General features: G+C 61.6%; 21 protein-coding genes. 11 read left to right on the top strand and 10 right to left on the bottom strand.

Annotation, left to right across the window (positions count from 1 at the left end):
- Positions 1-38 precede the first annotated feature (38 nt).
- Both mrcB and hrpB read right to left on the bottom strand, forming a co-directional pair.
- Entirely contained in the window at positions 39-2,357 is a 2,319-nt protein-coding gene (mrcB, locus tag VF684_RS16960) for a penicillin-binding protein 1B (protein ID WP_139440713.1), read from the bottom strand.
- A 73-nt stretch (positions 2,358-2,430) separates the two neighbouring features.
- Positions 2,431-4,878: an ATP-dependent helicase HrpB gene (gene hrpB, locus VF684_RS16955; protein ID WP_139440712.1), complete on the bottom strand. Its 2,448-nt coding sequence runs from the start codon at positions 4,876-4,878 to the stop codon at positions 2,431-2,433.
- 178 nt (positions 4,879-5,056) lie between these two features.
- Here hrpB and thpR point away from each other — a divergent pair, with 178 nt between their 5' ends.
- The 10 genes from thpR to VF684_RS16905 all read left to right on the top strand — a co-directional run bounded on the left by thpR (position 5,057) and on the right by VF684_RS16905 (position 13,822).
- On the top strand, positions 5,057-5,599 hold the full coding sequence (gene thpR / locus VF684_RS16950) for an RNA 2',3'-cyclic phosphodiesterase (protein ID WP_139440711.1): 543 nt from the start codon (positions 5,057-5,059) through the stop codon (positions 5,597-5,599).
- Complete coding sequence (gene sfsA / locus VF684_RS16945; protein ID WP_019444756.1) at positions 5,596-6,339, top strand: DNA/RNA nuclease SfsA; 744 nt, start codon at positions 5,596-5,598, stop codon at positions 6,337-6,339. Before thpR ends, sfsA begins: the two co-directional genes overlap by 4 nt.
- Before the next feature lie 119 nt (positions 6,340-6,458).
- Entirely contained in the window at positions 6,459-6,908 is a 450-nt protein-coding gene (gene dksA, locus VF684_RS16940) for an RNA polymerase-binding protein DksA (RefSeq protein ID WP_005335644.1), read from the top strand.
- Between the two features lie 111 nt (positions 6,909-7,019).
- A complete protein-coding gene (gene gluQRS / locus VF684_RS16935) occupies positions 7,020-7,928 on the top strand; it encodes a tRNA glutamyl-Q(34) synthetase GluQRS (RefSeq protein WP_139440710.1) in 909 nt (302 codons plus the stop codon).
- Between the two features lie 166 nt (positions 7,929-8,094).
- The gene (pcnB, locus tag VF684_RS16930; RefSeq protein ID WP_139440709.1) at positions 8,095-9,561 is read left to right on the top strand and encodes a polynucleotide adenylyltransferase PcnB; all 1,467 of its coding nucleotides are present in this window, start codon (positions 8,095-8,097) and stop codon (positions 9,559-9,561) included.
- A gap of 11 nt (positions 9,562-9,572) precedes the next feature.
- Positions 9,573-10,082 (top strand): 2-amino-4-hydroxy-6-hydroxymethyldihydropteridine diphosphokinase, encoded by a 510-nt coding sequence (folK, locus tag VF684_RS16925; protein WP_005354659.1) that lies wholly within the window; start codon positions 9,573-9,575, stop codon positions 10,080-10,082.
- On the top strand, positions 10,079-10,873 hold the full coding sequence (gene panB / locus VF684_RS16920; protein WP_005335640.1) for a 3-methyl-2-oxobutanoate hydroxymethyltransferase: 795 nt from the start codon (positions 10,079-10,081) through the stop codon (positions 10,871-10,873). The genes folK and panB overlap by 4 nt, the downstream gene beginning before the upstream one ends.
- A gap of 201 nt (positions 10,874-11,074) precedes the next feature.
- The gene (gene panC / locus VF684_RS16915; protein ID WP_005335639.1) at positions 11,075-11,932 is read left to right on the top strand and encodes a pantoate--beta-alanine ligase; all 858 of its coding nucleotides are present in this window, start codon (positions 11,075-11,077) and stop codon (positions 11,930-11,932) included.
- 24 nt (positions 11,933-11,956) lie between these two features.
- The gene (locus VF684_RS16910; RefSeq protein ID WP_005354654.1) at positions 11,957-12,307 is read left to right on the top strand and encodes a putative quinol monooxygenase; all 351 of its coding nucleotides are present in this window, start codon (positions 11,957-11,959) and stop codon (positions 12,305-12,307) included.
- Between the two features lie 144 nt (positions 12,308-12,451).
- Positions 12,452-13,822 carry a cation:dicarboxylate symporter family transporter gene (locus VF684_RS16905; protein ID WP_139440708.1) on the top strand — a complete coding sequence of 457 codons (1,371 nt, stop codon included), beginning with the start codon at positions 12,452-12,454 and terminating at the stop codon, positions 13,820-13,822.
- 83 nt (positions 13,823-13,905) lie between these two features.
- Here VF684_RS16905 and VF684_RS16900 read toward each other — a convergent pair whose 3' ends face one another.
- From VF684_RS16900 to hpt, 8 genes are all read right to left on the bottom strand, one after another.
- Positions 13,906-14,433, bottom strand: a complete 528-nt coding sequence (locus tag VF684_RS16900) for a rhodanese-like domain-containing protein (RefSeq protein WP_139440707.1) — start codon at positions 14,431-14,433, stop codon at positions 13,906-13,908.
- 4 nt (positions 14,434-14,437) lie between these two features.
- Positions 14,438-14,857, bottom strand: coding sequence for a MauE/DoxX family redox-associated membrane protein (locus VF684_RS16895; RefSeq protein WP_162850466.1), 420 nt, complete (start codon positions 14,855-14,857; stop codon positions 14,438-14,440).
- Positions 14,858-14,871: 14 nt separating this feature from the next.
- Complete coding sequence (locus tag VF684_RS16890) at positions 14,872-15,180, bottom strand: DUF3343 domain-containing protein (RefSeq protein ID WP_139440705.1); 309 nt, start codon at positions 15,178-15,180, stop codon at positions 14,872-14,874.
- Positions 15,177-15,959 carry an acyl-CoA dehydratase activase gene (locus VF684_RS16885; RefSeq protein WP_440174338.1) on the bottom strand — a complete coding sequence of 261 codons (783 nt, stop codon included), beginning with the start codon at positions 15,957-15,959 and terminating at the stop codon, positions 15,177-15,179. The genes VF684_RS16890 and VF684_RS16885 overlap by 4 nt, the downstream gene beginning before the upstream one ends.
- A gap of 9 nt (positions 15,960-15,968) precedes the next feature.
- Positions 15,969-17,120, bottom strand: a complete 1,152-nt coding sequence (locus tag VF684_RS16880) for a double-cubane-cluster-containing anaerobic reductase (RefSeq protein ID WP_139440703.1) — start codon at positions 17,118-17,120, stop codon at positions 15,969-15,971.
- Positions 17,121-17,336: 216 nt separating this feature from the next.
- A complete protein-coding gene (locus VF684_RS16875) occupies positions 17,337-18,110 on the bottom strand; it encodes an ABC transporter permease (protein ID WP_005362866.1) in 774 nt (257 codons plus the stop codon).
- Entirely contained in the window at positions 18,107-19,024 is a 918-nt protein-coding gene (locus tag VF684_RS16870; protein ID WP_005354634.1) for an ABC transporter ATP-binding protein, read from the bottom strand. The genes VF684_RS16875 and VF684_RS16870 overlap by 4 nt, the downstream gene beginning before the upstream one ends.
- Positions 19,025-19,135: 111 nt before the next feature.
- Positions 19,136-19,666, bottom strand: coding sequence for a hypoxanthine phosphoribosyltransferase (gene hpt / locus VF684_RS16865; RefSeq protein WP_005335618.1), 531 nt, complete (start codon positions 19,664-19,666; stop codon positions 19,136-19,138).
- Between the two features lie 201 nt (positions 19,667-19,867).
- Here hpt and VF684_RS16860 point away from each other — a divergent pair, with 201 nt between their 5' ends.
- Positions 19,868-20,482, top strand: a complete 615-nt coding sequence (locus VF684_RS16860; RefSeq protein WP_064341712.1) for a TetR/AcrR family transcriptional regulator — start codon at positions 19,868-19,870, stop codon at positions 20,480-20,482.
- Positions 20,483-20,532 lie beyond the last annotated feature (50 nt).

Genomic DNA, 20,532 nt, shown 5'->3' with positions numbered 1-20,532 from the left:
ATAGTGAACGGGCAGCCTGCGCTGCCCGTGTCGTTGATCTAGTTGAAGAAACCGCCGAACCATTCATCCAGCGCACTGCGCGGCGTCGCGCTGCTGGCGCAGCCGGCCGGGGAGCCCATGGTGGATGCCTTGGCCGGCACCTGCAGGCTGCCCGGGCAGTCGCTGGTGACGCGGGTGCCGCTGGCGCGGGAGAAGTTGGCCCAGGTGACCCCTTCCGGCATCTTCAATCCCAGACTGTTGACGCCGCGCTGGCTCATGTAGCCGCTAAAGAGCTGCAGGGCACCACTGGCACCGGTCAAGCCCGCCGGGGTGTTGTCGTCGCGACCGACCCAGATACTGACCAGCTCGTTGTTGTCCATCCCGGCAAACCAGGAGTCGCGCAGCTCGTTGGTGGTGCCTGTCTTTGCCGCCATGGTGGCGCCCGGGAACTTGGCACTGAGGGCGCGGGCCGTGCCCTGACTCACCGTCTTGGTCATGGCGAACAGGGTCAGCCAGCTTGCTTGCTGGTCGGTGACCCGCTTGGCGGTCTGATCATGCTGATAGAGCAGGCTGCCATCCCCGTTGACTACGGCGCGAATGGCCGACAGCGGCTGGGTTAGCCCCTGATTGGCGATGGGCAGATACATCTGGTTCACCTCCAGCGGGGAGAGGGCGACCGCCCCCAGCACCAGCGACGGATAGGGCTGGATCTCCTGCTGGACTCCCAGCTTGTGCAGGGTATCGACCACTTTTTCCAGCCCCACCTGCAGACCGAGATTGACGGTCGGCACGTTGAGGGAGCTGGCCAATGCATCCATCAGCGGCACGCTCTGGCGGAACTTGCGATCGTAGTTTTGCGGCGTCCAGACCTGACCATCCTGACCGCGAATGCGGATCGGCTGATCTTTGAGCGGGGTTGCCAGGGTCAGGCCGTTGGAGAGGCCGGTGAGGTAGACCGCCGGTTTCACCAGCGAGCCGATCTGGCGGCGGGCATCCAGCGCCCGGTTGAACCCGGCGTAGCGGGGATCGCGGCCACCCACCAGTGCGACTACTTCGCCCTTGTGCCAGTCGGAGACCACCATGGCCGCCTCCAGCTTCTTCTTGCCGCGCAGTTTCTCGATATCGGCGAGGCCCGATTCGACCGCCCGCTCGGCCGCATGCTGGGCGATGGGGTCGAGGCTGGTGAAGATCTTGAGGCCGGACTGCTTGAGCAGATCGGCGCCGAAGCGGCTCTGGATCTCTCGCTTGAGCAGTCCCATAAAGGCCGGGGTGCGGCCATAACTCATCTGGCCGCGGGCGATGATGCCGAGGGGCTGACGGCTGGCCAGTTCATACTCGGCCTGGGTCAGGCTACCGTGATCCATCAGCAGCTTCAGCACCAGATCACGGCGGGTCTTGGCCCGCTCAGGGAAGCGCCAGGGATCGTAATAGGAGGGGCCTTTCACCAGACCGACCAGCAGGGCGACCTGATCGATATCCAGCTCGTTGACCGGAATGCCGAAGTAGAAGTAGGAGGCGAGGCCGAAACCGTAGACCCCTTGCGAGAAGTTCTGCCCCAGATAGACCTCGTTGAGGTAGGACTCCAGGATCTCGTCCTTGCTGTAGCGATAGTCGATCAGCACCGCCATATAGGCTTCCTGCAGTTTTCGCCACAGGCTGCGTTCACGGGTCAGGAAGAAGTTTTTGGCCAGCTGCTGGGTCAGGGTACTGCCCCCCTGCACGGTGCGACCCGCGATCAGGTTGGCGAACATGGCCCGCATGATGGCCACTGGCGAGACGCCGCCATGCTGGTAGAAGTCGCGATCTTCGGTGGTGAGCAGGGTCACTAGCAGGCTGTCGGGCACTTCGGCGATACGCACCAGCAGGCGATCTTCCCGATCCTCGGTATTGAGGCGATCGAGCAGCACCGGGTCCATCTGGGCGTAACCGAGCTGGCGCTGGTTCTCCAGCGACTGGATCCCCTCGAGGCGCGGGCCGTTGAAGGTGAGGCGCAGGCCACGGGCTCCGTCGGCGCCGTCATAGAACTCGAACGGACGGCGAATCAGCTCGATGCGGTTGCCGTTGATAGTGTATTCACCCGGCGTGTGAGGCTGGCGTACCTGCTTGTAGCTCAGCATATTGAGCTCGCGCAGCATCTGGTCCCGCGACAGGCGCTGGCTGGGGTAGAGCTCCAGCGGACGGCTGTAGACCATCACCGGCAGTTGCCACTTCTCGCCATCGAAGCGCTCGCGCACCTTGGTATCGAGGTAGATGCCAAACACCACCATAAAGGCCGCCACCACCAGGGAGAGCTTGAAGCCAAGCCAGAACAGCTTGCGCCAGATGGTGCGTTTGGGCGCTGCCTTCTTGGGGGCTCGCTTGCGTCGTTGGGTTGCCATAAATCCTCTTTGCTTTCCTTTCTACTTGTTATGTCGCATTCGCGAACGTCCGAGCGGGATTAACCCGTCGAACCTAGATGCCCATCTTCTTCTTGGTGACCTTGGTCGGCATCGCTTCCAGCGGATTATCCGGCCAGTAGTGGCGGGGATAGCGCCCCTTCATCTCTTTCTTCACCTGCTCGTAAGAGCCAGCCCAGAAGGCAGCCAGATCGGCAGTGATCTGCAGCGGTCGCTGGGCGGGGGAGAGCAGCTCCACCACCAGCGGTACCCGGCCATCGGCCACGCAGGGGGTCGAACCTTGGCCGAACATCTCCTGAATGCGCACCGGGATCACCGGTGCTTGCCCCGGTTGATAGCGGATCCGCACCCGGCTGCCGGTCGGTGCCGCAAAGTGGCTCGGCAGCGCCTCGTCCAGCCGCTTGGGCAGCGGCCAGGGCAGGGATTGGCGCAGGATGTCGCTCATATTGAGCCTCTTCAGCTGCTCCAGCCGGGTCATACCGCTCACCGCTGGCAGCAGCCACTGTTCCAGCGTGGCCAGCAGGCTTTCGTCATCCATCGCGGGCCACCCCTCATCAGACAGCCAGTCGCGGGCACAGCGCAGACGAGCCAGCAGCCCTTCGCTACTCTCGTCCCACGGCAGCACATGCAGCCCCTTGCGGCGAATGCCTTGCAGCAGGCAGCGTCCTTTCTGCTCGTCAGAGAGTTCGGTCAGCGGTCGCTGGCTCAGCACCAGCTCGCCGATCACCTGCTGGCGCTCGGCGCGCACCCGCTCTTCCCGCTCATCCCAGTCGAACCACTGCCGTTCGCTCACCAGTTCCGGCAGCAGGCGTACCAGCTCGTCCAGATCGACCGGTTCGGCGATAAAGATGCGGCTGCCGCGATCGTTCTGCCCCATCTCGATGGCGATAAGGGCGGCTTGTCCCTGACAGGGATGACCTTCTACCAGATCGCAGCTCACCCCACCACTGAGTTGATAGCGACTGCCGCTACGCAGTTTGCCGATGCGATCCGGCCAGGCGAGAGCGCAGAGCAGCCCCAGCCACTGACCCTGCGCACAGGCAGGGCGGGCGCCAAGCCGTTCAAACCAGCGGGCCGCGCTCTGGCGCAGGGCACTTTGACGGCGGTGGAACAGCACAGAAAGGCGCTCCGATCCTCGCAGATCTTCTTCCTGCAACGCCACCTGATAAGCGGCATCGGCGACAATCCCTGTCAGACCTTCAGCTTCCAGCTCGCGGGCGCGCAGCAGCATGCGGGCGAGACGAGGGTGGGTACCGAAGGCGGCCATGGCGCGGCCAGCGGGAGTGAGTTGTTGCTCACCCTCCGGCTTCATGGCACCAAGAGCCACCAGCAGCCGCTGGGCGCTGGCCACCGCGGCGGCGGGAGGCATATCGAGAAGCGGCAGATCTTCTACCTTGGCGCCCCACTGGGCGGCATCTATCAGCAGGCCGGTCAGCTCCTGAGTGAGGATGTCTGGCGGGCTCTGCTCGGCGAGCCGCTCCTGCACCTCGCTGCTCCAGAGCCGGTAGCAGACGCCGGGGCCGAGGCGACCAGCACGGCCTGCCCGCTGGGTGGCGGAGGATTTGGCTATCTGGCGGGTCTCCAGTCGGGTGACGCCGCTTTTCAGATCGAACGATGCCCGTCGTTCCAGCCCGCTGTCGATCACCACCGAAATCCCCTCGATGGTGAGGGAGGTTTCCGCCACATTGGTGGTGAGCACCAGCTTACGGCGGCCCTCAGGTGCCGGCTCGATGGCCGCCTGCTGTGCTGCCATGTCGAGGCGACCGTAGAGGGGGGCGAGGGTCACATCATCCGGCAGCCGCCCTTCCAGCCACTGTGCCAGCCGCTCGATCTCCCCTTGTCCCGGCAGAAAGACCAGCAGGCTGCCGCGGTGGGCGGCCAGCGCCTCCAATACTACGGCGCTGACCTGCGGCTCCAGCCACTGCTGGCGATTGGCGGGGCGGTAGTGATAGTCGATGGGAAAACCGCGCCCCTCGGAGCGAACCACAGGGGCATCCGGCAACAAGGTCTCGAGTGCCATGCCATCCAGGGTTGCGGACATAATCAAGAGCTTGAGGTCATCGCGCAGCCCTTGCTGGCTCTCGATGGCGAAGGCCAGCGCGGTATCGGCGTGTAGACTGCGTTCATGGAACTCATCGAAGATCACCAGCGAGACGCCAGTCAGCTCCGGGTCTTGCTGCAACATCCGGGTCAGCACCCCTTCGGTGACGATCTCGAGCCGGGTTGCTGCGCTGGTGCGGCTCTCGCCACGCACCCGCAGGCCGATGCGCTCGCCCACCTTCTCCCCCAGCTGACGGGCCAGAAAAGTGGCGATATTGCGCGCAGCCAGGCGCCTTGGTTCCAGCATGATGATGCGGCCGGGCAGCCGGTTCTGACGCACCAGCTCCAGCGGCAGCTGGGTCGATTTGCCCGCGCCGGGGGGCGCCTGCAGGATCACGCTGGTGTGGCTGTCGAGGGCGGCAAAGAGTTCGGGCAATACCGAAACGATGGGGAGCTGGGACAAAGCGATGAGCACCTTCTGTGGCAACCGGTAAAACGGCGCCTATTCTGCCACAGCCACCCGCGCCACCGTGAGTGGATGTGCGGATATGGCCACTCGGGCGGGAGGCTGGCGAGACATGGCCGGATAGCTGCCATAGAATGGGCCCATCCAATGAGCGTGAAAAAGGCATTATCACCACATGGCCAAACTCTTCTTTGCCCTGCCCGTCAAGGAGCTCGCTCCCGAGCTCATCGCCTGGCGCGATCAGCAGCCCTGGCCCGGTCAGCCGGTGCCGCAAGCCAACCTCCACCTGACCCTCGCCTTTCTGGGGGAGGCGGATGAGTTGACCACCCGCCGCCTGATCGCCGCCGTGGAGCGTCAGCACTGTCCGCCGCTCACCATCAGGCTGGATGAGACCGGCTGGTTCAGCAGGGCCAAGGCTGCCTGGATTGGCCCGAAGGAGTGGCCCAACGAGCTGAACGTGCTGGCAAAGGCGCTGCGTCGCCACGGTGAGAAGTTGCGCCTTGGCAATGGCGAGCAGGGTTATCGCCCCCATGTCACCCTGTCGCGCAAGGCGGGCGAGGCGCCAGCCATCCTGCCAGCCCCAAATTTTCTGCTGCAAGCCGATGAGTTCTGCCTCTATCAATCCGTCTCGGCTCCGGACGGGGTGCGCTACGAGCCGCTTGCCTGCTGGCCGCTGCGTGCCCGGGTAAAAGAAGACGCGCGGAGGGCTAACCCGTGATCTTTGATCCCCCCCTGCAATCGGGCCAGCTGGTGGCCCGCTACAAGCGCTTTCTGACCGATGTGCAACTCGATAACGGCGAGGTCATCACTATCCACTGCGCCAACACCGGTGCCATGACCGGTTGTGCCGATCCGGGCACCCGGGTCTGGTACTCCACTTCCGATAACCCCAAGCGCAAGTTGCCCAACAGCTGGGAGATCGCAGAGAGCCCGGCGGGCCACTTTATCTGCGTCAACACGGCGCGCGCCAACCAGATCGCCCGGGAGTTGATCGAGCAGGAGGCTATCGCTCCGCTGGCGGGGTACAGCCGGTTGCGCACCGAGGTGAAGTATGGCGAAGAGAACAGTCGCATCGATCTGTTGCTGGAAGATGACGAGAAGGGCAATTGTTACATCGAGGTAAAATCGGTCACCCTGCTCGACGAGCGGGAGGAGGCTGGTATGGGCTACTTCCCCGATGCGGTCACCGCCCGTGGTGCCAAGCATTTACGCGAGTTGATGGCGATGAAAGCGGCAGGCCACAGGGCCGTGCTGCTCTTTATGGTGTTGCACTCCGGAATAAGCCGGATGCGCCCTGCAACCCATATAGATCCGCACTATAGTCTGCTAATTGAGCAGGCAATCGCGGCGGGGGTTGAAATTTTATGCTATCGGCCCCATGTTGGGGTGCAAGGCATGGTGGCTCAAGGGTTTATCCCGTTTGAATCTGGTCACCTGTTACCCGAGGGGAGTGCATAAATATTGGAGTGGGTAACATTATTGGTACGGCTCGTTTGCTTACCCGTTACCCTTCTGCTATAGATGTCGCCCTCAATTTATGGATGGCACGGGTAGCGTGCTGAATTAGGAGACAGGGCATGCCAACAGGCGAAAACAGGAAATCTCTGGGCCCCCTGGCCATTGCGGGTGTCGCGCCTTACCAGGAAAAGCCGGGTGAGGAGTACATGAATGACCAACAAAAGGCGCATTTTCGCAAGATCCTGGGTGCCTGGCGCAACCAACTGATGCAGGAAGTTGATCGTACCGTCGACCATATGAAAGACGAGGCAGCCAACTTCCCGGATCCCGTGGATCGTGCCGCGCAAGAAGAAGAGTTCGCTCTTGAACTGCGTACCCGCGACCGTGAACGCAAGCTGATCAAGAAGATCGAGAAGACCTTGCAGCTGCTTGAAGACGATGATTTCGGTTACTGCGAACACTGCGGTATCGAGATCGGTATCCGTCGTCTGGAAGCCCGTCCGACTGCCGACCTCTGTGTCGATTGCAAGACGCTGGCCGAGATCAAGGAAAAACAGATGGCCGGTTGATCCCGACCCTCTGGTATATAAAAAAGGGAGCTCGCGGGCTCCCTTTTTTATTGAGCTTTTGGCGGTCGCGCCCCAGAATGCAGCCTCAATGAATCGCTTACCCGAACAGTCATGCCAGTGAATCCCCCGTCCTCACCCCTTGCGCGCCCCTATGTCGGCCGCTTTGCTCCCTCACCCTCAGGCCCGCTTCATTTCGGTTCGCTGATCGCCGCCCTCGGCAGCTTTTTGCAGGCCAGAGCGCAGCAGGGACGTTGGTTGGTACGCATCGAAGATATCGATCCGCCGCGGGAGATGGCAGGGGCTGCGGCCCTGATCCTCAAGACCCTTGAGGCATATGGCCTCGAGTGGGATGGGGAGGTGATGTTCCAGAGCGCGCGCCACGGCCGTTATGACGAGATCATCGACCAGCTCTATCGGGCGGGGGACCTCTACTGGTGCCGTTGCACCCGGCGCGAAATCATGGCCGCGGGCGGTCTCTACAGCGGCCACTGCCGCACGCTGGGGCTTGCGGCCGAAGGTTGCGCCGCCCGGCTGCGCCAGCACCATCCGGTCTACCACTTCGACGATCGCTTGCAGGGCCATATCGCGGTACCGGCGGCGCTCGCCGAGGAGGATTTCATTATCCGTCGCCGCGACGGGCTCTACGCCTACAACCTGGCGGTGGTGGTGGATGATATGGACAGCGGCATCACCGAGATAGTGCGCGGTGCCGATCTGCTGGAGCCCACGGTGCGCCAGATTGCCCTCTACCAGACCCTGGGGGCGCCGGTGCCCGACTGGGTGCATCTGCCGCTGGCGGTGCTGGCAGATGGCAACAAGCTCTCCAAGCAGAACCATGCGCCGGCCCTGGCGCTCGATGAGGTGCGACCGGCCCTGTGGCAGGCGCTGCACTTCCTCGGCCAGTGCCCGCCGCCCGAGCTGATGGCAAGCCGGATCGACGAGATCATCGGGTGGGGCATCGCCAACTGGCAGCTAGAACGGGTGCCCGCCAGCGAGAAAATCCCGCTGGACCTTGAGTAAAAAGAGCCGATTTTCGTGTAACAGTGCGTGAGCTATGTGCAGATAGACCGCTATTTTCGCTGGCAGACGGTTTCATGCGGGATCAATTGTCAGCACGGTTTTTCATTTGGTTAGGCGTGAGCTATGATAGGCCGCTATTTTTTGGCCTCCCGTCAATTTAGAAGTCATGAAGAGGTGTACCATTTTTTCCCAGATCGCAAACTTTTGCCGCAAGGTGCTCGGCAAGGAAGACGGCGAGCAGTCGGTGGAATCCCCCATTCCAGCCCGTGTCGCCGGTCAACGTCGTACCTTAAGCCGTGATCAGCACCCTATTTCGCGCAAAGAGATCAGCGAGAATGCACTCAAGGTGCTCTATCGCCTGAACAAAGGGGGCTATGAGGCCTACCTGGTCGGCGGCGGAGTCCGGGATCTGCTGCTCGGGAAGACGCCCAAGGATTTCGACATCGCAACCGATGCGACGCCGGAGCAGATCAAGGCGCTGTTCAGCAACTGCCGCCTGATTGGCCGTCGTTTCCGCCTGGCCCACATTGTCTTTGGTCGTGACGTGATCGAAGTGGCCACCTTCCGGGGTCACCACCATCAGGTCAATACCAGCAAACATGTGTCGGCCCAGTCTGATGAAGGGATGCTGCTGCGCGACAACGTCTACGGCACCATCGAAGAGGATGCCGAGCGCCGCGACTTTACCGTCAACGCCCTCTACTACAGCGCCAAAGATTTCACCCTGCACGATTTCGAAGGGGGTCTGGAAGATCTGGCCGAGCGCAAGCTTGAGCTGATCGGCGATCCCGAGACCCGTTATCGTGAAGATCCGGTGCGGATGCTGCGCGCCGTGCGCTTCGCCGCCAAGCTGGATATGACCATCAGCCCGCGTACCGCCGCCCCCATCAAGGAGCTGGCGCCACTGTTGCAAGACATCCCGGCTGCCCGCCTGTTTGAGGAGACCCTCAAGCTGTTCCTGGCTGGCGACGGTCTGGCGACCTACAAGCTGCTGCGTGAGTATGGCCTGTTCCAACAGCTCTTCCCGCAAGTAGCGGCGTTGTTTACCCCGCACGGCAACTCGCCCTACGAACAGTTTATCGAGCAGGCACTGATCGATACCGACACCCGGGTTCGTGAAGACAAGCGCGTCACCCCCGCCTTCCTCTACGCCACCCTGCTGTGGGGCTGCGTCGAGGCCCGTGGTCGGGTGCTGGAGAACGAGAGCGGCCTGCCCTGGTATGACGCCTTCATGCTGGCGATCAACGAGGTACTGGACAATCAGGTGCGGATCATCGCCGTTCCACGCCGTTTCACCACAGATGTCCGCGACATCTGGGCACTGCAACAGCGGTTAACCCGTCGTCAGGGCAAGCACCCTGAGCGCGCCATGGAGCATCCCAAGTTCCGCGCGGCGTTCGACTTCCTGTTGCTGCGCAACCGGGTCGAGCGCGGTCTCGGCGAGCTGGCCAGCTGGTGGGAGCGCTATGTTGCCTCCAATCCGGATGTGCGCCCGCAACTGCAGCGTGAAGCGACCCGTCGCCCGGCCAGCGGTGAGCGCGGCGAGGTCCGTAGCCACGATGGCGAGAAGCGCAGCAGCAACAGCCGCAACCGTCGTCGCCCCCGTCGCCGCAAACCGAAAGTGGCCGAGTGACAACAGACGTGATGACCGAGGTCTTCATCGCCATTGGTTCCAACCTGTCTGACCCGCTGGGTCAGGCTCGTCGCGCCGTTGCTGCGTTGGCAAGGTTGCCGGAATCTGTGCTGGTGGAGGCCTCGTCGTTTTACAGCAGCCGCCCCATGGGGCCTGCTGACCAACCGGACTACGTCAATGCCGTGGCCCGGCTCAATACCCGGCTCGCGCCCCTTGCGCTGCTGGATCAATTACAAAAAATCGAGCTGGAACAGGGACGTGTGCGCAAAGATGAGCGGTGGGGGCCGAGAACTCTGGATCTCGATCTGCTGCTCTATGGGGATCAGGTGATCAACCATGAGCGCCTGATCGTACCCCACTACGGCATGAAGGAGCGGGAGTTCGTGCTGCTGCCCCTTGCCGAAATTGCGCCTGCTCTGGTGCTGCCCTGCGGCACCCCGCTCGCCCGACTGGTTGCCCGCTGCCCGCACAATGATTTGGCCATCATTGCCCCGCGTGCAGACGTACAGGAGCCTCTATGAGCAAGATCACCACCGCCAGCCTGCTGAAGATGAAGCAGGAAGGTCAAAAGTTCACCGCCATCACCGCCTATGACGCCACCTTTGCCAAGCTGTTCGACGACGAGGGTGCCCACGTGCTGCTCATCGGCGATTCGCTGGGCATGGTGCTGCAAGGGGGTCAGGATACCCTGGCGGTCAACATGGATGAGATGGTCTATCACACCCGCTGTGTGGCGCGCGGTGCCAGCAAGGCACTGGTGGTCGCCGACATGCCGTTCATGAGCTACGCCACCCCCGAGCAGACTTACCAGAACGCTGCCCGCCTGATGGCGGCCGGTGCCCGCATGGTGAAGATGGAAGGGGGCGACTGGCTGTGTGACTCCATCCGCCACCTCACCCGCAACGGGGTGCCGGTGTGCGGTCACCTCGGCCTCACTCCGCAATCCGTTCATGTCTTTGGCGGCTTCAAGGTGCAGGGGCGTGACGAGTTTCAGGCGCAGGAGATCTACCGTCAGGCCCTCGAACTGCAAGCGGCCGGTATCCAGCTGCTGGTGCTCGAGTGTGTGCCCACTGCGCTGGCCGAGCGCATCACCAAGGCGCTTCGCATCCCGGTGATCGGTATTGGTGCCGGCCCCGCGACCGACGGTCAGATTTTGGTGATGCACGATGCCTTTGGCGTCACCTCCGGCTATGTGCCCAAGTTCACCAAGAACTTCCTGGCCGAGACCGGCGATGTGCGTGCCGCCATCCGCCTCTATGTGCAGCAGGTGAGCGAGGGGAGCTTCCCCGGCCCGGAGCACTGCTTCAACTGATCCCGGCGGTTGCATGATGGGGGCTGCGGCCCCCGTTTCTGCTTGTCAGCCTCGCACAGTTAATCCGTATAGCTAATCCGTATCTTATTGATTCATCTAAAGGTGAACTGCTGATAGCCATGTTCGTGCCCCATCCCGCCCGAGCGCTACCGGTAGATGCAACCCGTCTCTCTTTTTGATTTATCGGAAGGTGAACTGCTGATGTTGGTCGTAAATAATCCCGTCGTTCTGCGTGAGCAGATCAGCCAATGGCGCCGTGAAGGGCGTGCCATCGCATTCGTGCCCACCATGGGCAACCTGCATCAGGGCCACCTGACGCTGGTGAAAGAGGCGCACAGCCACGCCGAGAAGGTGGTGGTCAGCATCTTCGTCAACCCGATGCAGTTCGACAAGGCCGAGGATCTTGCCAACTACCCGCGAACTCTGGAGCAGGATTGCGCTGCGCTGGAAGCGGCCGGCGTCGACATGGTATTCACCCCGACCCCGGAGATCATGTATCCGCAGGGGCTGGCCAGCCAGACCTTCGTCGAGGTGCCGGGCCTCTCCAATCTGCTGGAGGGGGCGCTGCGCCCGGGTCACTTCCGTGGTGTCAGCACAGTCGTCACCAAGCTGTTCAATCTGGTGCAGCCGGATGTGGCCTGCTTTGGCCAGAAGGATTACCAACAGTTGGCGCTCATTCGCAAGATGGTGGCCGACATGGCGATGCCCATCGAGATCGTTGGCGTGCCCACCGTGCGGGCCGAAGACGGGCTGGCACTTTCTTCCCGCAACGGCTACCTGACTGCCGCCGAGCGGGCCATTGCACCCGAGCTGGCGCGCACCATGAACTGGATCGCCGAGCAGATTGAAGCGGGTGATCACCACCTGCCGTCGCTGGTGGCGCAGGCCAGCCAGCGTCTCGACAACGCCGGTTTTCGTACCGATGCCATCGACATCGTCGATGCCGCCACCCTCGAATCCGCCACAGACGAGAGCGCGCAGCTGGTGATCCTGATGGCCGCTTATCTTGGCAAGGCCCGCCTTATCGACAATCAAGTGGTCACGCTGCAGCAAGCCTGAGCCCGCCACAACCAGGAGGACTCCATGTCCAAGAAGGTTTACTGCATTGCCCAATTCCTGCCTAAACCCGGTCAGGAGCAGGCCCTGTTTCAGGTGCTGCAGGCGCTCGAGCCCAACACCCTGCGTGAGGATGGCTGCCTGCAATATCGGGTGACCCGCCACATCGCGAGCCCGTTTGCCGAGGGGGAGAGCTTCCCCATCGTGTTCAACGAGATTTGGCAAGATATGGCGGCTTTCGAAGCCCACTGCCAGCGCGCGGAGATCAAGGCTTTCTTCGAGCGTTACTGTCTGGCGGAAGATGGTTTGGCCGCGAAGTGGAATGTCTGCGTCTATAGCGACGAACCTGAACAGTACGACGCCCCCGTAAAGAAGTAATACCCCCGATTGCCAGCGGACGCCCCCTCGGGCGTCCGCTGCTTTTTCACGCCTGCACTCCGGCGTTCTCCCCCGCGACCCCGCTCGCACCCTCTGTTTTCGCTGTCCACAATCGGCCCTGATGGCCGCTACAGGTGTTTATTTATGTTTACCTTGTTTGCTTCGTTGCTCTTCTGTCTGCTCTGTTTTGCCCTGACCCGGATTCCCTCTACTGTGCCGCTCTCGCGCAAGGTGTTCGCCGGTCTGTTGCTTGGTGCCCTGTTCGGACTGGCGCTGCAACTGGGTTGGGGCGCCGATGATGCCGGCGTGCAACAGACCCTGGAGTGGGTCAATATCATCGGCGGCGGCTATGTCAGCCTGCTCAAGGTGGTGATGATGCCGCTGGTGTTCACCTCCATCCTCTCCGCCATCAACAAGCTGGAGCAGGCCCAGTCCCTCGGCAAGATCAGCGCTGTGTTGATCGGCTCCATGCTGACCCTGGTGATGATCGCCGGTGTGGTGGGGATGACCATCACCCACCTGAGCGGTCTCACCGCAGCCGGGTTGTTGAGTCACGGCAGCGATACGGCAGCCCTGCAACAGAGTATGAGCACCATCGACAGTGCCCAGACTCTGCCTGCCCTGCTACTCTCGCTGGTGCCCACCAACTTTGCCGCCGATATGGCGGGTAGCCGCGGCCTCTCGGTGATCGGCGTAGTGATCTTTACCGTGCTGGCCGGGGTTGCTCTGCTCCAGATGAAGGCGGAGCACCCGGAGGCGGGGGCTCGCGCCGCCGTCGCCATCGATACCCTGCAACTGTGGGTGATGAAGATGGTGCGGGTGGTGATTGCCCTCACCCCTTATGGCGTGATGGCGCTGATCGCCCGGGTGGTGGCCCACTATCCCCTGAGCGAGATCCTCAGCCTGCTCGGCTTTATCCTGGTCTGCTACGTCGCCATTCTGGCGATGTTTGCGGTGCACATGGTGATCCTGTTGCTGATCGGCCAGAACCCGCTGCACTATCTTCGGGAAGTGTGGGGCGTGCTCACCTTCGCCTTTATCTCCCGCAGCAGCGCCGCCTCCATTCCGCTCAGCATCGAGACCCAGCAGCGCCTTGGGGTGCCCTCCAGCATCGCCAACTTTGCCGCCTCGTTCGGTGCCAACCTCGGCCAGAACGGCTGTGCTGGCATCTATCCGGCCATGATGGTGGCGATGATCGCCCCCATGCTCGGCATCAACCCCTTTGATCCCCTGTTTCTGCTGACTCTGCTGCCAGTGATTGCACTGGGCTCCATCGGGGTGGCTGGCGTTGGCGGTGGTGGGACGTTCGCCGCGCTGATCGTGCTCTCCACCCTCAACTTCCCCATCGCGTTGGTGGGGGTGATGATCGCCATCGAGCCGCTGGTGGATATGGGCCGCACCGCTCTCAACGTCAACGGCTCCATCATGGCGGCCATGATCACCAAACGGTTGCTGGGCAAGCAGCAGCTGGCCCAAGCGGAGCAGCCGCAGCCACTGGAGCAGGCCGTCAGCTAACCCTGAGTGCCACGTAATATGAAAGAAGCCCGCAGTTGCGGGCTTCTTTCATATCGGCTGTGTTGCCTTGTGGGCAGACGCGATTACTCGGCAGAGACGGGGTAACCGGCTCCTTTCCAGGCGAATATGCCGCCCGGCACCCGATAGACCTGCTGATAGCCCTGAGTTACCGCCCAGGCGGCGGCATTGTGGCTGCGGCCGCACTTGACGAAGCCACAGTAGATCACCACAGGACGGGACTTGTCTTCACCCAGTAGCGCCTGGAACTGCTCCGCCGTGCCGTTCCCCTCGACAATCTCGCTCCAGTTGTCACCGGCCTTGGCCTCCTTCACGAAGACAAAGTTCTTGGCGCTCGGGATGTGCTCTTTCTTGTAGGAGTCCTCATAGGGCATGGTGTCGATGATCACCAGCTCCTCGCCCTTGTCCATCCGGGTCTTCAGCTCGGCCACGGTCAGCAGCTGATAGCCCCCCTGCTGCGTCTCTTGCGCCAGCTGCACCGCCGACTGCTCCAGCTTCACCTCCTGCTCGAACTGGTTGTCGCCACAGCCACCGAGGGCAAAGCTGGCGGCGATCAGCGAGGCCAGCAGGGTGCGGGATCGCAATGTCATCATGTCACTACTCCTTTAGAACGGGAAAAATGGGGCGGGAAGTTCGCAGCAGGGCGCCCGCAAGCGTCAGTAGCAGCAGATCCCGCACAATGGCCTCCGGCAACGAGCTGAGATCAGCCCTGCCCAGACAGCCGCAAGAGATGTCGAGCCCGATGGCAACGCCATAGCCCAACACCGGAATAAACAGGGCGAGCAGCCCGATCACCAGCCACAATCCCCAGCGCCGGTTGGCTATGACTGCAAGCCCTGCGCAGAGCTCCAGCGCGATCAGCCCCCAGGCCACCGGTGGGATCAGTGACGGCCAGATCAGCCCGAAGGCCGCGATCTGTTCGATGAACAGGGCGGGGGATATCAGCTTGAACCCGGCGGAGGCGAGGAAAAATCCCCCGAGTGCCAGATTGGCCAGCATGCGCAGATAAACAGCCATGGGATAGCTCTTTATCATCCATGACTCCGACTGCCAACCACTGGAGTTTGCTTCGCCATGTCCGGGCTATCGGCCGGATAGCGGGCCAGCTCGTGATAGTCGCCGTCCGCTTCGCAGCGAAAGACGGCGGCGGTTTCACCGTTCTGACACCACTGTTGCCACTCGTCTGGCGGGCAGTGGAGGCGAATGGCGAGGCCACAGCCGGCGCTGAGCAGGCGCGGCACATCGCAGACCCGAAACGACTGGCCGTGCTGCTCCAGCCGCTTGCGCAGCCTGATCGTGCCGAGGGTGGAGTGGAACAGGTAGAGGAACTCCTGCTTCATGATGTACCTCCCGTGCTGGCGCGAGCGCCGAACAGGGCTGCCCCCAGCGCACCGGCAAACTGGGCATCCGGATGGGTGGCGACTTCGCAGCCCAGCCCATCGGCCAGATAGTGGCGGAAGGTGGCGCAGTGGCTGACACCGCCGGTAAAGAGCACGGTTGGTCTGGCGCCGAGGCGGCCGATGAAGTTGGCACTGCGCCGGGCCATGGAGCGAACGATACCGGCGAGGATCGACTCGGCCGGAATGCCCGCCGAGCGCAGGCTGATTGCCTCCGACTCGGCAAACACGGTACACATGCTGCTGATGTCGTGGGGCTCTGCGCCCTCCAACAGTTCGTCGAGCTGCTCGACCCGAGCCCCCAGAGTACGGGTGATCACCTCGAGAAAACGACCGGAGCCGGCGGCGCACTTGTCGTTCATCAGAAAGTCGGTGAGGTTGCCCTCGCCATCGAGCTGGATCACCTTGCTGTCCTGTCCGCCGATGTCGATGACGGTGTGTACCGATGGGCAGAGCAGGCGAGCCCCCAGCCCGTGGCAGGAGATCTCGGTAACCCGGCGATCGGCGAACGACGCCAGATCCCGGCCATAGCCGGTCAGGGTCAGGTGGGGGCGCTCTGGCAAATCGGCCGAGAGCTCCTCCCAGCCTTGCTCGATGGCAGCCAGCGGACGAAAGGGGGTCGGCACCAGATAACGGCGGACGATGCGTCCGCCATCCCGGTTGTCGAACAGGATCCCTTTGGTCGCGGTGGAGCCCGAGTCAATCCCGATGGAGAGTGACACGGCGCCTCCTTACAGCATTTCGATAAAGGCGGCCAGCCGGGTGGCCAGTTGTCCCTTGTCGGCGCTGGAGTAGTCGGTCTCGACCGCCATGTAGGGGATACCGTGGCGTTCTCGTACGTGGCGCTTGATGGCCAGTGACTCCACCGCATAGGTGTGACAGGCCTGCAGGATCACATCGATCACCCCGTCCGCCTGATACTCCTCCACCATCTGGCTCAGCAACGCCATGCGCTGGTGGTTGGGGGAGATGCAGGAGCAGCCGATGGCCAGATACTTGTCGGTCAACGCATCGAACGGGTCACCCTCTTCGCTGACGCACTGCTCGGTCGCCTTGGCGCCGGTGCAGTTCTCGTAACCTACCACCCAGCCGCCGTGCTCCTCGATAAGGCGCACCACCTTGTCGGCGGCGCCGCCGATGGGGCAGCCGGTGATGAGGATGCGCGGACGGGCATCGAGCCGCTTGCCCTCGGCATACTCGGCCTTGATGCGGCGGGTCATCTCTTGCAGCTCGCTGATGAGCTGCTCCTTGTCGAAGCGGAAGGTGGCGCCATAGACCACCTTGAGCAGGTCGGTGCCGCTCAGTGCCGGGGGATTGAGCTGGCCCAGCCGGTAGAAGTCGGCCAGTGCGCGGCGTTCGCGGTTTTTCAGCACGATGGCCTCTCGCAGCGCCTGCTCGCTGATGGGCTGGCCAAACTGCTGTTCCAGTAGCTCCTTGAAGCGGACGATCTCGCTGCGCCACAGGGTGCGGGAGGCCTCGTCATCGGCGCGGTTGGGCAACTGCATCACGTGCACCGGTTTGAACTCGGCCATGTACTCGTACATCTTCTTTTTGCCGTCGCAGGTGGTCTCACCCACCACCAGATCGGAGAAGTAGAAGTAGGGGCATTTGTCGGTCTTGCCGAACCCGTAGCTGCTCTTGATCAGCGGGCAGAGGTTGCGGGGCAGATCTTTCTCGGCCTCCTCGATGGTCTCATCGCTGGTAGAGCAGAGCGATACCACCACGGCACCGGCGGCCATCGCCACCTCCTGCGGCATGAAGGTGCAGTAGGTACCAACCAGGGGGATCTGTCGCTCCTTGAGTGCCATCACAGCCAGAAAGCCCTGACGACGGGCATCTGAAAAACTCTCGAAAATGGCTGGCAACTCGGTGATCAGTGACATAAGCGATCCTGTCCTGCTGGGAAATGAGAGAGAGGAAGAGGCCGTCCATCACGGCTCTTCCAACCGCGGGAATTATACCTTTGGGGGTAATCCGAAAATTGCGGTGGATCACAAGGTGCCGGATAAAGCCTTAATAACAGGGAGGTTATCTGATGTGTGATGAAGATAGGAGGATGAGAATAAACAACGGGCACCGCGAGGTGCCCGTTCTGGTCATCAGTGACGCAGCCCGGTGCCGCGGGAGATAAGCCACCAGGCGATACCGTAGAGGGCCACGATAAAGCCGATGATGATGAGGTAGGCGGTGCCGAGCGGCACGTCGGAGATGCCGAGGAAGCCGTAACGGAACGCGTTCACCATGTAGATGATGGGGTTCACCTGGGAGACGCCCTGCCAGAAGGGGGGCAGCAGGCTGATGGAGTAGAACACCCCGCCCAGATAGGTGAGCGGCGTCAGCACGAAGGTGGGGATGATGCTGATGTCGTCGAAGGTCTTGGCAAACACCGCGTTGATAAGGCCACCCAGCGAGAAGAGGATGGCGGTCAGCAGCACGGTCACGCAGACGCTGAACAGATGGTGGATCTGCAGCGGCACGAAGAAGAGCGACACCAGGGTGACGATAAGGCCGACGCAGAGGCCGCGCGCCACGCCACCGCCCACGTAACCGGCGATGATGACGTAGTTGGGCACCGGTGCCACCAGCATCTCCTCGATATTGCGCTGGAACTTGGCGCTGAAGAAGGAGGAGGCAACGTTGGAGTAGGAGTTGGTGATCACCGACATCATGATGAGGCCGGGCACGATGAACTCCATGTAAGTGAAACCGCCCATGTCACCGATGCGCGAACCGATCAGGTTGCCGAAGATGACGAAGTAGAGGCTCATGGTGATGGCCGGTGGCACCAGGGTCTGGATCCAGATGCGGGTAAAGCGGCTCACCTCCTTTGCCAGAATGCTCTTGAAGGCGATGTAATAGATGGCCAGATTCATGCTTTTCTCCCCTCTTCGACCAGATTGACGAACAGCTCTTCCAGCCGGTTGGCCTTGTTGCGCATGCTCACGACCTGCACCTGCTGGTTCGACAGCTGCTCGAACAGGCTGTTGAGTGACTGGCTCTTGTCGAGATCCACCTCAAGAGTGCGCTCATCCGGCATGCGGCCGTTGAACTCTGGCACCTCGGGTACGGCAGAACCTGGCGCAAGGTCGAGCAGGAAGGTCTCGCGACCCAGCTTGCCCAGCAGATTCTTCATGCTGGTGTTCTCGATCAGCCGACCCTTGTCGATGATGCCGATGTTGCGGCAGAGCATCTCGGCCTCTTCCAGATAGTGGGTGGTGAGGATGATGGTGACGCCCTGCTCGTTGAGATCCTTGAGGAAGGTCCACATGGAGCGGCGGATCTCGATATCGACCCCGGCGGTCGGTTCATCGAGGATCAGCAGTTTGGGCTCGTGCATCAGGGCGCGGGCGATCATCAGACGGCGCTTCATGCCGCCGGAGAGGGTGCGGGCAGGCATGTCGCGCTTCTCCCACAGATCGAGCTGGCGCAGGTACTTCTCGGCGCGGATCTTGGCTTCTGCCTTGGGCACGCCGTAGAAACCGGCCTGATGGGTGACAATCTGGATCACCTTCTCGAACTGGCTGAAGTTGAACTCCTGTGGCACCAGCCCGAGCTGGGCCTTGGCCTGTTCGAGATCGCTGTCGATGTCGTAGCCAAATACCTTCACCTTGCCGGCGCTCTTGTTCACCAGCGAGCTGATGACGCCGATGGTGGTGGATTTGCCCGCGCCGTTCGGGCCGAGCAGGGCGAAGAAATCCCCCTGCCTGACGGTAAGATCGATGCCTTTAAGGGCTTCAACGCCCCCCTGATAGGTCTTTTTCAGGCCGCTGATTTCCAGTGCGTTCATTGCAACCTCTGTGATGGTTGAATCCGGCTCGATACAGAAAAGGCGGCCAAGGCCGCCTGCACAGAGTAAAGGGCGCAAGGCCGCTTCACCCGTGATATTCCTGAACCTGGCTTACTCCTGGGGTACCACTTTGCCGATAAACGGCAGGTTGCGGTACTTCTGGGCGTAGTCGATGCCACAGCCGACCACGAATTCGTCCGGAATGGCGAAGCCAATCCAGTCGACCGGCACCTGCACTTCGCGGCGGGAGGGTTTGTCCAGCAGGGTGCAGATGGCCAAGGATTTCGGCTCGCGCAGGGAGAGGATCTCGCGCACCTTGTTGAGGGTGTAACCGGTGTCGATGATGTCTTCCACGATCACCACATCCTTGCCCTTGATGTCGTCGTCCAGGTCTTTGAGGATGCGGACGTCACGGGTGCTGTGCATGCCGGAGCCGTAGCTGGAGGCGGTCATGAAGTCCAGGGTGATGGGCAGCTGGCACTGGCGGCAGAGGTCGGCCAGGAAGATGCAGGAACCGCGCAGCAGCGCAATCATCACGACTTCGTCAGAACCCTGATAGCGGGCGGTGATCTCTTCACCCAATTTGGCGATCCGGGCGGCTACTTCAGCCTCGGAGATCATCACCTCGACGGTGTGTTTCATCACTTACTCCCATAAGGCCAAAGGGGATTTGGCCGTTCATGAATATCAAAACCGATGATTCTACCACTCATGTTGAAGGGTGCTAGAGATACGTGGTGCTTTTATCGGCTTATTTTAATTGATAGAGTTAGCAGGCACTCAGGCATGATTAGTTAAAATACTATAAACACCATAATCAATAACTATTAGATGATAAAAACTATGGAACCACGCGCAGAAATAAGACGTCGTACCCGGCTGTCGCCGGAAGCTCGTCGCTCCCAATTGATGGAATGTGCCATCGAGGTGTTCTCCCGTCGCGGCATTGGCCGTGCAGGTCACGCCGAGATAGCCGAACAGGCCAAGGTCTCTGTGGCTACCGTCTTCAACTATTTCAACACCCGCGAGGAGTTGGTAGATGAGGTGCTGGCCGAGATCGAACGCTTTGTGAATCAGATGCTGTCGCAGGCATACGGTGACCAAGGCTCCATTTTCGACAAGATCCAGCGTCATGTACGCCTCTCTGTCGATGCCGCCTACGATCAACCGGATTATGCCGGTATCTGGCTGGAGTGGAGCTCATCGGTTCGGGAAGAGGTATGGCCCCGCTATACCCGGCTGCTCGATCACTGCCTTGAGCTGATCGCCAGCGAGCTGCAAACCGCCATGGATGCAGGGGAGATCACCAGCGTGCTGTCAGCACAGGATCTGGCCCGCTCTTTGACCGGTTTTGGCTATGTGATGATGCAGATGATCAATCAACCTCAGCGCCCGGCGCGCCAAGAGGTGGCTGATTTCCTGTTCAAGTACGTGACTGCACCTATTCAGGCTCGCTAACACGGCTTAACGAAAAAACGGCGTCACTCATTGAGTGGCGCCGTTTTTTT

Source organism: Aeromonas sp. Lyrl_2 (assembly GCF_051948815.1).
GTDB lineage: Bacteria > Pseudomonadota > Gammaproteobacteria > Enterobacterales > Aeromonadaceae > Aeromonas > Aeromonas veronii.
The sequence above is the reverse complement of the archived record's forward strand: the minus strand, read 5'-3'. Positions and strand labels throughout refer to the sequence as shown.